At 67.8% G+C, this 13366-nt stretch carries 13 protein-coding genes; 7 read left to right on the top strand and 6 right to left on the bottom strand.

Annotation, left to right across the window (positions count from 1 at the left end; all coding sequences use genetic code 11):
* Positions 1 to 23 precede the first annotated feature (23 nt).
* Positions 24 to 746: a FadR/GntR family transcriptional regulator gene (locus HZ321_RS15775; protein ID WP_181703349.1), complete on the bottom strand. Its 723-nt coding sequence runs from the start codon at positions 744 to 746 to the stop codon at positions 24 to 26.
* A gap of 365 nt (positions 747 to 1111) precedes the next feature.
* Here HZ321_RS15775 and ppaT point away from each other — a divergent pair, with 365 nt between their 5' ends.
* Positions 1112 to 2287, top strand: coding sequence for a pyridoxamine--pyruvate transaminase (gene ppaT, locus HZ321_RS15770; RefSeq protein ID WP_181703348.1), 1176 nt, complete (start codon positions 1112 to 1114; stop codon positions 2285 to 2287).
* Positions 2288 to 2304: 17 nt separating this feature from the next.
* On the opposite strand, the gene HZ321_RS15765 is transcribed toward ppaT, so the two are convergent.
* The 4 genes from HZ321_RS15765 to HZ321_RS15750 form a co-directional block, all read right to left on the bottom strand.
* Positions 2305 to 3240, bottom strand: coding sequence for a putative B6 ABC transporter permease subunit 1 (locus tag HZ321_RS15765; protein WP_181703347.1), 936 nt, complete (start codon positions 3238 to 3240; stop codon positions 2305 to 2307).
* Positions 3241 to 3243: 3 nt separating this feature from the next.
* On the bottom strand, positions 3244 to 4326 hold the full coding sequence (locus HZ321_RS15760; RefSeq protein WP_181703346.1) for a putative B6 ABC transporter permease subunit 2: 1083 nt from the start codon (positions 4324 to 4326) through the stop codon (positions 3244 to 3246).
* Entirely contained in the window at positions 4323 to 5897 is a 1575-nt protein-coding gene (locus HZ321_RS15755) for a putative B6 ABC transporter ATP-binding protein (RefSeq protein WP_181703345.1), read from the bottom strand. Before HZ321_RS15755 ends, HZ321_RS15760 begins: the two co-directional genes overlap by 4 nt.
* A 97-nt stretch (positions 5898 to 5994) precedes the next feature.
* The gene (locus HZ321_RS15750; RefSeq protein WP_181703344.1) at positions 5995 to 7026 is read right to left on the bottom strand and encodes a putative B6 ABC transporter substrate-binding protein; all 1032 of its coding nucleotides are present in this window, start codon (positions 7024 to 7026) and stop codon (positions 5995 to 5997) included.
* A 112-nt stretch (positions 7027 to 7138) separates the two neighbouring features.
* Between HZ321_RS15750 and HZ321_RS15745 the strand changes: the two genes are divergently transcribed.
* On the top strand, positions 7139 to 7588 hold the full coding sequence (locus HZ321_RS15745; RefSeq protein ID WP_181703343.1) for a hypothetical protein: 450 nt from the start codon (positions 7139 to 7141) through the stop codon (positions 7586 to 7588).
* 13 nt (positions 7589 to 7601) lie between these two features.
* On the opposite strand, the gene HZ321_RS15740 is transcribed toward HZ321_RS15745, so the two are convergent.
* Positions 7602 to 7913, bottom strand: coding sequence for a hypothetical protein (locus HZ321_RS15740; protein WP_181703342.1), 312 nt, complete (start codon positions 7911 to 7913; stop codon positions 7602 to 7604).
* A 161-nt stretch (positions 7914 to 8074) separates the two neighbouring features.
* Here HZ321_RS15740 and HZ321_RS15735 point away from each other — a divergent pair, with 161 nt between their 5' ends.
* From HZ321_RS15735 to HZ321_RS15715, 5 genes are all read left to right on the top strand, one after another.
* Complete coding sequence (locus tag HZ321_RS15735; RefSeq protein WP_181703341.1) at positions 8075 to 9556, top strand: 4-hydroxyphenylacetate 3-hydroxylase N-terminal domain-containing protein; 1482 nt, start codon at positions 8075 to 8077, stop codon at positions 9554 to 9556.
* A 66-nt stretch (positions 9557 to 9622) separates the two neighbouring features.
* Complete coding sequence (locus tag HZ321_RS15730; RefSeq protein WP_181703340.1) at positions 9623 to 10039, top strand: nuclear transport factor 2 family protein; 417 nt, start codon at positions 9623 to 9625, stop codon at positions 10037 to 10039.
* A complete protein-coding gene (locus HZ321_RS15725; RefSeq protein WP_181703339.1) occupies positions 10036 to 11496 on the top strand; it encodes an amidase family protein in 1461 nt (486 codons plus the stop codon). The genes HZ321_RS15730 and HZ321_RS15725 overlap by 4 nt, the downstream gene beginning before the upstream one ends.
* Positions 11493 to 12788: an amidase gene (locus HZ321_RS15720; RefSeq protein WP_206682791.1), complete on the top strand. Its 1296-nt coding sequence runs from the start codon at positions 11493 to 11495 to the stop codon at positions 12786 to 12788. Before HZ321_RS15725 ends, HZ321_RS15720 begins: the two co-directional genes overlap by 4 nt.
* Positions 12785 to 13345 carry a flavin reductase family protein gene (locus HZ321_RS15715; protein ID WP_181703338.1) on the top strand — a complete coding sequence of 187 codons (561 nt, stop codon included), beginning with the start codon at positions 12785 to 12787 and terminating at the stop codon, positions 13343 to 13345. The genes HZ321_RS15720 and HZ321_RS15715 overlap by 4 nt, the downstream gene beginning before the upstream one ends.
* The last annotated feature ends 21 nt before the right edge of the window (positions 13346 to 13366 follow it).

Raw genomic sequence — 13366 nt, 5'->3', positions numbered from 1 at the left:
TTCAGGCGGGAAGCCTGTTCGCCCTAATAGGCGCTCCCGGGCGCGAGCCTGCCCATGATCTTCTGTTGGATGGCGACCAGATGCTGCCGCATCGAGCGCTCCGCCGCTTCCGGATCCCGCGAGGCGATCGCCTCCGCGATCAGGCAGTGCTCAGCGTCGCGCTGGCGGACGCGCTCGGGCACGAGGCTGGCGTCGCTGTCCGTGAAGCGCAGGCGGCCGTCGTTGGCCACCCTGTGGAGGATGACGTAGAGCTCGGAGGCCAGGCTGTTGCGGGATCCAGCAGCAATCGCCTTGTGAAAGGTCATGTCCGCCGTGTTCGGATCGGCGCCCTGCGCCGTCGTGGCGGCTCGGCGGATACGCTCGATCTCCATCGGCGAGGCGCGCAGCGCGGCCAGCCGCGCCAGCGACGGTTCCAGCATCAGGCGCAGTTCCATCACCTCCAGGGGATTGGTGGAGTTGATCAGGCTGCGGCCTTCGCCGGCCTCCGTCGAAGCGCGGCGCCCGGCGCGTGCCGGCTCCAGTTCCCCGCGCGCCCGCATCAGGCCGAGGGCCCGGCGCAGCGTATGTCGCTTGACGCTGAGTTCCTCCGCAACGGTGCGTTCAGGCGGCATGCTTCCTGTCCGCGCCAGGATGGAGCGAAGCGATTCGACGAGATCGTCCAGGCCGGCGGAACCCGCCTGTCGACCGACGGGTCGCTTGCGCTCCTTCTTCGCGGGCTTGTCCGCGATGATGTCGATCGAGCTCAATGGCCTACTCCGTCGTGAGCCTCGTGCGGGCCCTGCACCCCGATGTGCCAAGGCCTGACCTGATGAGGGGAGGGCTGACGCCCGTCGACACCGAATTCAACATTGGTTGGAACATGGTCGTCCGCAACACAGGCTTCCTGCTGGCCGGGAGCCGGTCTGTATCCCGACCGCCGCGGCTGTACAAGTCCCGAAACGCACGCCTGTCGAGGCCTGTTCCCGGGCAAAGTTCGTGACTTCCACCGTGTCGTCGGCACGTTCGTCACCGGTTGACATTGTCGAACCATTGTTTCGATATTGGTCGAAATTTGGTTGCGTCGGGCCGACGAGGTCAAGTTCGCAATACCACCATCAAAGAGGGGCCCGTCATGCGCTACGCCACCACCGCTCTTCCGGTCCTGACCCTGACCACCGGTCCGGTCGATGCCTATCCGGCGGTCCTGCGGGGCCTCGCCTCTCCCGTGCTCTACGACTACGACCCTGCCTTCCAAACCACCTACCAGCGCGTTTGTGAGACGCTGAAGAGCGTGGTCCGGTCCGAGACCGTGCCGGTTCTCTTGCACGGCGAACCAGTCCTTGCCCTTGAGGCCGCCGCAGCTTCCCTGATCGGTCCGGGCGACGTCGTCCTCAACCTGGTGTCGGGGGTCTATGCCAAGGGTTTCGAGGGCTGGGCGGCCCGGTCCGGCGCCGAGATCGTCGAGCTTGCCGTGCCCTACGACAGCGTGATCGAACCCTCGGCCGTGGCGGAGGCGCTCCGCCAGAGACCCGACGTCACCATCGTCGCCGCCTGCCACCACGATACCCCGTCCGGAACCGTCAATCCGATCGACGAGATCGGAGCGGTGGTCGCGCGCCATGGAGCGCTGTTCCTGGTGGACACCGTGTCGTCCTTCGGCGGCATGCCGGTCGACGCGGCCAGCTGCCGGGCCGACATGTTCATCACCGGACCGAACAAGTGCCTGGGTTGCCCGCCGGCACTCTCCATTCTCGGCGTGTCCGAGCGATCCTGGGCCAAGATGGCCGCAACCGCGACGGCCCCGCGGGATTCGATCCTCAGCATTCTCGACTGGCGCGATGCATGGCGCGCCGACCGGCCTTTCCCGTTCACGCCCTCGGTTGCCGAGGTCAACGGCCTTGAAGCAGCGCTCGACCTCTACATCGCCGAGGGACCGGACGCGGTGTGGGCTCGCCATGCTCTGACCGCCAAGGCCTGCCGGGCCGGCATCCTGGCCATGGGCCTGTCGCTCTGGCCGCGGGAGGAACGGTTCGCCTCGCCGACCTGCACCGCCGTCCGCACCCCGGTGGGGATTGACGAGGCGGCCCTGCGTGCCGAGATCCGCGCCCGCTACGGCGTCGTGCTTTCCTCCGGGCGCGGCGAAACGCTCGGCCGGCTTACTCGCATCGGCCACATGGGTCCGACGGCCCAGCCGATCCATGCGGTCACGGCTGTCGCGGCCTTCGGCGGCGCGCTTGCCGCGTTGGGTCATGCGGTCGATGTCGGCAGGGGCGTGGCCGCCGCACTCGCCGCCATCGATGCCGGATAGCTGCCGGGGGAGAGCCGTCATCGCGCGCCCCTCACGTAGTGGCTGCCGAGCGCCGGCGGCAAGCTGGCCCGACGGCCGAAGACCACCAGAATGGCAAGCACGGCGGCGAAGGGCAGCATCTGGATGACGTCGGTCGGGATGTCGACACCGGCGACCTGCAGCGCCGTCGTCGCCGACAGGCATGCTCCGAAGAGCAGCGCGCCCAGCAGCACCCACAGCGGGCGACCGCGGGCCAGCATCGCCAGCACGATTCCGATGAAGCCCGCTCCGTTGGTCATGAAAGGAACGAAGATCCCGGCGCCGACCTCCGCCATGAAGGCGCCGCCAAGTCCCGCCAGCAAGCCGGTGGTCAGCACGGCGCCGGTCCGCACGGCGATCACGTCGACGCCGGCGGCGTCGAGCGCCGCGGGTTTGTCGCCGGCCGCCTGCAGCGCGAGCCCGAGGTTCGTGGACCGGAACACCCAGGCGGTCACGGCCACGGCGGCAATCGCGAGATAGATGATCGGCGGCCTATCGAACAGCGCAGGCCCGATGACCGGCAGCGCGGACAGGCCGGGGATCGCAAGCGACTCGACCGCTTCCAGCCGCGGATAGCTTTGCGAGAACTGGAAATGGTGGAGCAGTGCGGTCAGACCCTCCGCGCCGAGCGTGAGGGCGATGCCAATGACGATCTGGCTGAGGCCCAGCCGGACACAGAACAGCGCCATCAGGGACGCGACGGCCATCCCCCCGAGACTTCCGCTGAAGAATCCGAGCCAGATCGAGCCGGTGAAATAGGCGACCAGGAAGCCGGTGTAGGCACCGATCAGCATCATTCCCTCGATGCCGATGTTCAGTACGCCTGCCTTCTCGGAGATCTGCTCCCCGAGACCGGCCAGCATCAGCGGGATCCCGGCGGTGACTGCTCCCAGGATGAGCGCCGTCAGAAAGGCTTCCGTGAAGAGCGCTGACATCGGTCAAGGCCCTCCCGCGCGGCGGCGCTGGTCCAGATACTCGGCAAGGCCGAGCAGGATGAGAAGAATGCCGACGATCACCAGGGTGAAGAAGTTGGGCACACCCATCCGCCTTGCCGCGCTCTCACCGCCGATCGAGAGCACGGAGAACAGGAACACGAAGGCGATCGTGGCCGGCCCGTTGAAACGCGCCAGGAACACCAGGGGCACCACCGTAAGGCTGTAGGCCGGGTTCCAGTCGGCCCTGACGTTTCCTTGCACGCCGAGGATCTCCACTGCGCCCGCCAGGCCGGCGAGACTGGCCGAGATCGCGAACACGGCCACCGTCAGGCGCGGAACGGAGAGCCCGGCGTGCACGGCCGCCCGGGTGTTGGCTCCGACGATCCGTAGTTTCAGTCCAAAGGCCGTGCGCGTCATCATCACGTGGACCGCCAGGATCGCGACGATGCCGATCACCAGCCCGCTGGAGATCGTCGTCTCGAACAGGCGCGGCAGGCGGTCCGCGACCTCGAGCGTGCGGGTCTGCGGCACCGTCGTGCCCGGATCGCGGAACGCGAGTTTCACCAGCACATTGGCGAAGGAGACCCCGAGGAAGGTCATCATCAGCGTCGTGATGATCTCGTTGACGCCCTGATAGGCCTTGAGAAGCGCCGGCAGCACCGACCACACCGCTCCCACCAGGGCGCCAAGCGCCATGCAGACGACGAGCACGGCCCAGCTCGGGAGGTGCTGGATCAGCAGTGGCGCCGCCGCCGCGACGACGACCGCGCCAAGCAGAAACTGGCCGTCACCGCCGAGATTCCAGATCCCCGCCCGAAACGCGACGATGAGGCTGGCGGCGATCAGGAGAAGCGGCGCCATCCGGGTCAGCGTCGCCTGGATTCCGGTCGGCGACAGCAGGCCGCGTTCCACGACAAATACATAGTAGGCGATCGGATTGACGCCGAGCACGAGCAGAACCAGGCCACCGAGAACCAAGGCGGCCAACACCGGCCCCAAGGCCAGAGCGGCGCGCCGGGCGAGCGGCCCTAGATCCGGTCGCGGCGCGGAGGCCGTCATTCTCTTGCGCGCGAGTTCCGACGTCATCTGTGCGCCCCGCTCATCAGGGCCCCGACCCGGGATCGGGCGTCGGCGTCGTTGTCGACCACCCCGACGACGCGGCCCTGGTCCATGACCGCGATGCGGTCGGACAGCTCCAGAATTTCTTCGAGATCGGTCGAGATCAGCATCACGGCGCACCCGCGCTCGGCCGCGTCACGGATCCGTTGCCGCGTCGCCCGGATATTCTGGACGTCGAGCCCGTAGGTCGGCTTGGCGAAGATCACCACCCGCGCCTCGCCGGAAAGCTCGCGCGCCAGCAACGCCTTCTGGATGTTGCCGCCGGACAGCTTGCCGATCGCCGTCTCCACCCCGGGCGTGCGGACGTCGAACTCGGAGACCAGGCGGCGGGCATGGTCCGCGATCGGGGCGGACCGCTGCACGCCGCGAAACCAGAACGGCTCTTCGCCGACCTGCTTGAGGACGAGGTTGAGCGCGATCGGAAACGATCCGACGGTTCCCTCGTTCAGCCGGTCGTCGGTGACGTAGCGAAGGCCGAGGCGTCGCCGGTCGGCCACAGACAGGGTCTCGATGGCGACGCCCGCCAACCGGATCGTCCCGGCGCCGAGCCGGCGTTGGCCGGCGATGGCCTCCGCCAGTTGCTTCTGTCCGTTGCCGTCGATCCCGGCGACCCCGAGGATCTCGCCCGACCGGATGGTCAGGTCGACGCCGCGCACGGGTACGCTCTCGTCGGGAACGTCGATCGCGGAGAGGGCCAGGACCGTCTCGCCGGTCGGCGTCGGCCGGCGACGGCCGCCGGTGTCGGCGCCGACGACATGCGACCCGAACATCAGCCGCAGAATCTCCGCGGTCACGGCTTCCGAGCCGAGGGTGCGCAGCCGATCCGGGGCTATTTCGCCGACCTTCCGGCCGAGCCTCAGCACGGTGATCCGGTCGCCGAACTCGACCGCCTCGTTGAGCTTGTGGGTGATGAAGATGACCGCGAGTCCGCGCGCCACCAGCCGGCGCATCAGGGCACCCAGTTCCTGCGCGCCCTTGGGCGTCAGCATCGCCGTCGCCTCGTCGAGGATCAGCACGCGGCTGTGGCGCAGCACCGCGCGGACGATCTCGACCTGCTGCTGCTCGCCGAGCGACAGGGATCCGACCCGCGCGTGCGGGTCGATCGTGATCCCGAGGTCGGTGCAGACCTTGTCCATGTCGCGCCGGATGCCCTGACGGTCGGGCCTGGTCCAGGCTTTGCCGCCGAGGGCCATGTTCTCGGCCACCGTGAGGGAAGGCACAAGCATGGCGTGCTGGAACACGGTTCCGATTCCCAGCGAAAGGGCGGTGGCCGGCGTGTCGATCGAAACTTCCCTGCCTTCGATCAGGATCCCACCGTCGTCCGGCTGCTGGATGCCGGAAAGCATACCGACCAGCGTCGACTTTCCCGCCCCGTTCTCCCCCAGCAGCACGTGCACCTCGCCCGGCCAGATCGCCACCGACACCTGGTCGTTTGCGACGACGCCTGGAAAGCGCTTGGTCACGTGGTCCAGCGCGATCAACGGATCAGGCATGCCGGGAGAGGGATGAATACCGGAGGATGCGGCCGGATCGGTCATGAACGGTCCAACTGGGTATGGCCGGAAGGCGCGGGCGTGCTAACCCCGGAGGGAGCGGCCGGGACCCCTGACGTGGGTCCCGGCCCTCGGTTCGTGCTTACTCGGCTGCGACCGCCAGCTGGGTCACCACCGCATGAACGCTTTCCGCGTCGAACTTCGGCGTCAGCTTGATCTTGCCGTCGACGATGTCCTTCTTCAGCGCTTCGATCTGGGCCCAGATGTCGTCCGGGATCTGCTTCGTCTTCAACAGGCTGACGCTGTCGTCGGCGAGTTGGATGCCGTAGTTGCGCGTGCCGAACTTGTCGGCCTTCACGTCCTCGATCATCGCGGAGTAGACCGGCGTCAGGTTCCAGACCACCGAGCTCAGGAGGTTGCCCTTGTCGATGGGGGTCTTGTCGCCGATCACGTCGATGAAGAAGACCTTGCCGCCGTCGGTGGCTTTGCCCGTCTCGATCGCCTGCAGCATGCCGAAGCTCGACCCGTTGCCCTGGCCGAAGATGATGTCGGCGCCGGCGGCCATCAGCGCTTCGGTGACCCGCTTGCCGCCCGCAGCGTCGGCATAGGCCGCCGGCCCGATCACCGCGTAGCGGACGGTGATGTCCGCCTTCTCGGCCTTGGCGCCTTCGGCGAATGCAACCGACTGCGCATTCCACGACGGAGGCTCGCCGGAGACGACGATCCCGACGGTACCGGTGCGCGACATCTTGGCGGCCAGACGACCGGCCAGATAGGCGCCTTCGTGGCCGCTGCAGGTGTAGTCCGCGACCGCTCCGGCCGCGAGCGCGTCGGGACGATCGACGATCGCCACCGGGATCTTCGCTTCCGCTCCGATCTCCGGCGCGGCGGTGTTGTAGCCGCTGGCGTGGGCGATCAGGAGGCCGGCGCCCTCTTGGGCGAGTCCGCGCAGCGTCGGACGCACGTCCCCGTAGCCGAGGTCCTCGGCCACGACCGCCTCGATGCCGGCGGCGGCGCCCGCCGCCTTGGCAGCATCCACGCCCTGCTGGTTCCAGCCGTAGTCGGTGCCGGCTTCCGGCGTCAGAATCGCAATGGACTTCAGTTCAGCCGCATGCGCCACAGACGCGAACGCCATCATGGCGATCGCAACGCCTCCAAGCAAATACGTCTTCATGACTTTGTTCCCCGTTTGCTGATTATCGTTTACTGGCCTACTTGTAACAGATCGATCGCCGGTGATATCGATATACTGAAGCTATTCAGATCGGATAGGGATTTTGCCGGCGATGCGAGCGCGTACATACCTGATTCCACTTGCCGCAATTCTCGCCACGACGGTGGCCGCCGCCGAAGAGACTCACCCGATGAAACGAGGGACGGACGGCCTCACCGCCGTTCCCTTCCGGGCCGACAACAGGAGCTCCGCGGCGATCACTTGCGCTGCGACCATCGCTCACTGGTACTCTGCCGAGGTTGGCAGCGCCGCGCCTGGCGCCAGCGTGACTGCGACCCTCTGGTCGGACCCGAAGACCGGCGAGGTCTTCGCGCTCAACGAGCACCTGGATCGCATGCCGCTGCTGCGCGTCTGGTGTGGCTACTCCGGCGCCGACGTCAGCACGGCCAGCGACCTGCCGCTTCTTCGACGAGCCGGAGCGGCCGAAAAGCCTATTTCGGTCGCCTGCCATGGCGCGGCGGGCACCAACCGACTGGACTGCACGCCCCTTCCGGCTCCATGATCGCGTTGTGCGTCTATCGGTGATCGACATGGCGACCCCACTGGCCGACCTCCGGTGACGGATCGTCCCGAGAGGCACCGTATGCTTCAACCAAAAAACCAGAACCGGACGATTTGGTCAACAAGATCGCGGCGGTGATTTTACCGAACGCAGCACGCCGCCGCCGTGCGGAAATCCGTTCTGCCGTTTTGTCGCGCATCTCTAAGTAGTTGATTTTCCAGAAAATATCGTGCATCGCGGTGCGTGCCTGCGGCCCGATTGGTCGAATTCGGCGCTGCCGCTCAAATGAAAGGCAGGTTCCGCGGCTCTCAACCAACGAAGCCATCTTGACCAATTCGGGCGATTAATGGTTGGATCATGAAACCGACCCGGTCGCTGAGTGCGCCGAGAGTGTCTGCCGGTCGGAGCGTTCGCCCTTGGCGACCCTCCGCGGCAGTCCTCCAGAGAAGCGTCGCGCGAGCCCGGTCCATCCAGAGGAGTGTGGACATGACGGCGCAAATGCGGGAGACGAGCGTGAAGCACCGGTTGAAGACCGGCGCCGAGTTCAAAGCGACGCTGCGCGACGGGCGGGCGCTCTGGGTCAACGGCGAGCGAATCGAAACGGTGTTCGACGATCCCGCCCTGTCGGCCGGCGTCGACCTCGTCGCCAGCATGTTCGACGACCAGTTCGATCCGAAGTTCGCCGATGCCACCACCTACACGGATCCGAGCGACGGCGTGGTCTACAGCCGCGCCTGGCAGGTGCCGCGCACGCTGGAGGATCTCGCCGACCGGCGCAAGATGATCGAGTACACCAGCCTGAAGACCGCCGGCACCTTCGGCCGCCCGCCCGATCTGGCGCCGGCGATCGCCGTTGGCCTGCTGGCCCACCTGCCCACCTTCAAGGCCAAGACCTCGCTGATCGACGGATGCTCGCCGGACTTTGCCGAGAACATCGAGGCCTACGTCCAGTTCGGTCGGGAGAACAACCTGACCGCCTCGGAGAGCCTCACCGGACCGCAGAACGATCGCTCGAGCCCCAAGGGCGCCGAAGCCTCGCTTCTCAAGGTCAAGAGCGTCGAGAAGAACGGCATCCGCGTCTCGGGCGCCAAGACCGTGGGCTCGATCTCGGCGCAGGCCAACGAGATCTTCTTCACCAACCTCGGCGGCATTCGCGAAACCCCCGCAGAGGCGTGCATCTGGGCTTCGGTTCCGATCGCTTCGGAAGGCATCCGCCTGATCTCCCGCGAGATGGTCTCCCATCCCGGCTCCGACCCTTTCGACCACCCCGTCGCCAGCATGGGTGAGGAAGCCGACCAGCTGATCATCTTCGACAACGTGTTCGTGCCGAAGGACCGGATCTTCAATCTCGGCGATCCGACTGCGATGTCCTACTACGGCCCGGTCTGCGTCTTCGCGCACTGGCACGTGCTGACGCGCCTCGCCGTGAAGGCGGAGCTCTTCGTCGGCGCCGGGCAGCTGGTGCTCGACGTTCTCGGCACCGGCCATATTCCCGCCGTGCAGGGCATGCTCGGTGAGATCATCCAGTACGCCCAGACGCTTCGGGCCTTCATCACGGCGGCCGAGGCCAAGGCCAAGCTGACCGAGGGCGGCGTCATGGCGCCTGACGTCGGCATGCTGACCGCTGGACGGCTCTATTCCATCGAGCACTACCCGCGGATCATCCACATCCTGCAGGAGCTCTGCGGTCAGGGCCTCGTCATGCGCTTCGGCAAGAAAGCCTTCGAGAACCCCGAGATCGGGCACTATCTCCAGGATCTGCTGCCGGGCAAGGGCGTCACCGCCGAGGTCAAGGAACAGCTGATGAACTTCATCTGGGACATGACGGCGTCGTCGCTGGCCGGCCGCGTGGCCCTGTTCGAGAACGTCAACGCGAGCCCGGCGCCGCGTCTGCGTGAACGCCTCTTCAACGAGGTGAAGCGCGACGCCTTCGTCAACCAGGTCAAGACGCTCGCCCGCATGCCCTGAACGAACGGGGCGTCGCTCATGGAGCGGCGCCCGACCGATCCGCCCAGTCAGTCCGGAGCAACAGTCATGAGCCATGGGTCGGCCCTCGACCTCGTGGACGCGTTCTATCGCGCCTACAACAGCCGTGACGCTGCAGCCGCGGCGGCCCTCTATCGCGAAGACGCCTGGCACCAGGAGGGCACTGCCGGTCCTCGCCGGACCGGGCGGGCGGCTCTGGAATCCGGGTTGTCCGGCTTCTTCTCGCTGTTGCCGGACGCTCATTGGGAGCGACGGGAGACCATCCCGGCGGGCAGCACGGTCGCGGTGGTCTACACCCTGACGGGCCATCTCGGCATCGACATGGGCGGCGCTCAAACCAAGGGCCGCCCGATCCGCCTGGACGGCGTCCACCTCATCGAGCTCGACGGGGACTCGATCGCCGGAACCCGCGACTACTGGAGCCTCGACGACTTCAAGCGTCAGGCCCGAGGAGAGGCGGCGTGACAGGCCCGCGACCGTCCTCTTTTCCGGACTACGAAAACTACGACGCGCTCGGGTTGGCCGCGCTCGTCAAGGCGGGAGAGGTCACGGCCTCCGAGCTCCTGGAAGCGGCTCTCGACCGCGTCGAGGCTGGCGAACCGGTGCTCCACGCGCTCGTGCATCGCTTCGACGATCTGGCCCGCAAGGCGATCGGCCAGGGCCTGCCGGACGGTCCGTTCACCGGCGTTCCGTTCATCCTGAAGAACACCGGTTTCGAAGCAAAGGACACGATCCTCTCCACCGGATCCCGGCTCTTCGCCGACGCCGTGTCACGCGCCGACACCACGCTGGTCGCCCGCTACAAGGCGGCGGGACTGGTGATCTTCGCCAAGAGCAACACCCCGGAATTCGCCCTGAGCTTCACCAGCGAGCCGGAAGCCTTCGGGCCGAGCCGGAATCCGTGGGATACGGCCCGGTCGCCCGGGGGGTCTTCGGGCGGATCGACGGCTGCCGTCGCCGCGGGCTACCTGCCCATGGCCAACACCTCCGACGGGGCCGGCTCCACCCGTGTTCCCGCCTCCCATTGCGGCCTGTTCGGCTTCAAGCCGAGCCGCATGGTGAACCCGCTCGGGCCGATTGCCGTCGAGGGTATCGCCGGCATGTCGACGCCGCACGCCGCAAGCTGGACGGTCCGGGACAACGCCGCCCTTCTGGACGTCTCCGGCGGACCCGACGTCGGCGACCCCTATGCCTCGCCGGCGAAGCCACGCTCCTATCTGGCGGAGACGCAGATCGAGCCCGGCCGGCTGCGGATCGGCTACACACCGCAGTCCCCGCTGGGCACGCCGGTGGATCCCGATGTGGCTGCCATCGTGGCGGACGGCGCTCGCTTTCTGGAAGGTCTCGGCCACAGCGTCGAGGTCGCCGATCACGGCTACGACGCCCATGCCCTGAAGGCGGCCTGGCGGGTGATCGCCGGCACAAACGTTCTTGCGGGCGTGACCGCCCGCGCCGCCCATCTCGGCATCGACGATCTCGCCGGCTGGATCGAGCCGGTCAACCTCGCCTGGATCGAGGAGGCGAAGACCTTGCCGGCGACAGCCTATCTTGCCGCCGTCAACCGCCTTCATCAGAGCGCCCGCGCCCTCGGCGCCTTCTTCCAGCGCTACGACGTCCTGCTCTCCCCGACAACGGCCACCCCGGCTCCGCTTCTCGGCACGCTGGCCGGCGCGGGGAAATCGCTTGACGAATTCTACGATGCGTTCTGGTCCCACGCGCCATTCACCTGCGTCTTCAATGCCGCCGGAGCTCCCGCAATGAGCGTTCCTTTCGGCCAGACGTCCACGGGACTGCCCGTCGGCCTGCATCTCGGCGCACGGTTCGGCGACGATGGCCTCCTGTTCCGTCTCGCCGCCCAATTCGAGCGCGCCCGTCCCTGGATCGGAAGGCGGCCGCCGAACGTCCGCGGGAGCACGCCATGACGTCCATGTCCGACGAGGAGATCCGCGGGCTCGACATCGCCGCTGTCGCGACCGCGGTCCGCGGGGGCCGCTTGACGCCCTCGGCGGTCGCAGAGGCGCACCTCGCCAGGATTTCGGAGCGAGAGAAGGACGTGCAGGCCTTCGCCTTCCTCGATCCGGATCGTGCCCGACAGGAAGCCATCTCCAACAAGGCGGCAGGTCCGCTCGCCGGCGTCACCTTCGGCGTCAAGGATGTGATCGACACGGCGGATATGCCGACGGGCTACGGCTCGGCCGCCTACGAAGGCTTCCGTCCGCGATGGGACGCGCCGATCGTGGCGCTCGCGCGCGCCTTCGGCGGAACGGTCCTCGGCAAGACGGTTTCGACCGAGTTCGCCATGTCGAGCCCCGGCAAGACGCGCAATCCGCACAATCTCGCCCACACGCCCGGCGGGTCGTCGAGCGGATCCTGCGTCGCCGTCGCCGCGGGGATGGTGCACGTCGCCTTTGGCACGCAGACGTCCGGATCGATCATCCGCCCGGCCTCCTATTGCGGGGTGGTCGGCTACAAGCCGTCCTTCGGCACCCTCAACCGCACCGCCGTCAAGGTGCTTTCCGACAGCCTCGACACGATCGGGGTGGTGACGCGCACCGTTGGCGACGCCGCCACCGTGGTCGCCGCGTTAGCGGAGAACCCGGCGCTGGCAAAAGGATCGGCCCCGGCGAACCTGCGCATCGGCGTTTTCGCGACGTCCCGCTGGGCCGAGGCGGAGCCGGCGACCCGGCAAGCGCTGGACCGCGCCGCGGCCGCGGCCCAGGCTGGCGGCGCGAAGGTCCGGCCGGCCGAGGTGCCGGACTGGTTCGAAGATCTCTACGCGGGCCACGATGCGGTGATGGGCTGGGAGACACCGCGGTCGCTGGCCTACGAGCGCAAGGTGCTGACCGACAAACTCGCCGCTGAAACCCGCCGTTTCCTGGATGTCCTCGCCCGGACCACCCGGGCGGAGTACGACGCCGCGCTCGAAGCTCTCGTCGACCGCGCCAGCCTGCTCGACAGCCTCCTCGGTGACGCCGATGTCCTGATCACGCCGGCAGCGCCCGGCGAAGCACCTGCCGGGCTCCAAGCCACCGGAAATCCCGTGTTCAACAAGGTCTGGACGCTGCTGCACGGGCCTTGCATCACCGTCCCGACCGGCGTCGGCCCCGGTGGACTGCCGGTCGGCGTCCAGGTCGTCGGCCGCCTCGGCAGGGACGCCGAGACGCTTGCCGCCGCCGCCTTTCTGGAACGCGCTCTCCACGGAGCCACGTCATGACCGTTTCGACCGCCGGTGGCGCAACGCGCCGGCCCGGCCTCGCCATCCCGTCCAACCCTGGGCCAGCCGCCGACCCGGCACTGGTGGACGTCTTCAAGCAGGCGATGGGAAACCTGGCAGGCGCGGTCACCATCATCACCGCCGGTCGCGGCCCCCTGGCGCGCGGCCTCACCGCCACCGCCGTCAGCAGCGTCTCGATCGCGCCCCCGACGCTACTCGTCTGCGTCAACCGGACCGGCGAGGCGCACCAGGCGATCGCGGAGACCGGCACCTTCTGCGTCAACATCCTCGCGGCTGCCAACCGGCCGGTGGCCGACCGCTTCGCGGGCAGGGCGGGCGCATCCGGCGCGGACAAATTCGCCGAGGGCACCTGGACGGAGCTCGCCAGCGGCTCGCCGGCGCTGGACGGCGCCCTCGTCAACATCGACTGCCGGGTCGCAGAGAGCGTGGAAGCCTACACCCACACCGTCTTCTTCGGGACGGTGCTCCAAGTGCGGATCGGCGACGGCGGTCCGCCGCTGGTCCATTTCGACCGCGCCTACCGGACGCTCGCCTGACACATCGCATCAGTCCATCGG

Source organism: Chthonobacter albigriseus, assembly GCF_013839445.1.
Lineage (GTDB): Bacteria > Pseudomonadota > Alphaproteobacteria > Rhizobiales > Pleomorphomonadaceae > Chthonobacter > Chthonobacter albigriseus.
The sequence above is the reverse complement of the archived record's forward strand: the minus strand, read 5'-3'. Positions and strand labels throughout refer to the sequence as shown.

Coding starts and splice junctions, on each gene's coding strand:
- ppaT (WP_181703348.1), top strand. CDS start 1,112: ATGCGCTACGCCACCACCGCTCTTCCGGTCCTGACCCTGACCACCGGT.
- HZ321_RS15765 (WP_181703347.1), bottom strand. CDS start 3,240: ATGTCAGCGCTCTTCACGGAAGCCTTTCTGACGGCGCTCATCCTGGGA.
- HZ321_RS15760 (WP_181703346.1), bottom strand. CDS start 4,326: ATGACGTCGGAACTCGCGCGCAAGAGAATGACGGCCTCCGCGCCGCGA.
- HZ321_RS15755 (WP_181703345.1), bottom strand. CDS start 5,897: ATGACCGATCCGGCCGCATCCTCCGGTATTCATCCCTCTCCCGGCATG.
- HZ321_RS15750 (WP_181703344.1), bottom strand. CDS start 7,026: ATGAAGACGTATTTGCTTGGAGGCGTTGCGATCGCCATGATGGCGTTC.
- HZ321_RS15745 (WP_181703343.1), top strand. CDS start 7,139: ATGCGAGCGCGTACATACCTGATTCCACTTGCCGCAATTCTCGCCACG.
- HZ321_RS15740 (WP_181703342.1), bottom strand. CDS start 7,913: ATGGCTTCGTTGGTTGAGAGCCGCGGAACCTGCCTTTCATTTGAGCGG.
- HZ321_RS15735 (WP_181703341.1), top strand. CDS start 8,075: ATGACGGCGCAAATGCGGGAGACGAGCGTGAAGCACCGGTTGAAGACC.
- HZ321_RS15730 (WP_181703340.1), top strand. CDS start 9,623: ATGAGCCATGGGTCGGCCCTCGACCTCGTGGACGCGTTCTATCGCGCC.
- HZ321_RS15720 (WP_206682791.1), top strand. CDS start 11,493: ATGACGTCCATGTCCGACGAGGAGATCCGCGGGCTCGACATCGCCGCT.
- HZ321_RS15715 (WP_181703338.1), top strand. CDS start 12,785: ATGACCGTTTCGACCGCCGGTGGCGCAACGCGCCGGCCCGGCCTCGCC.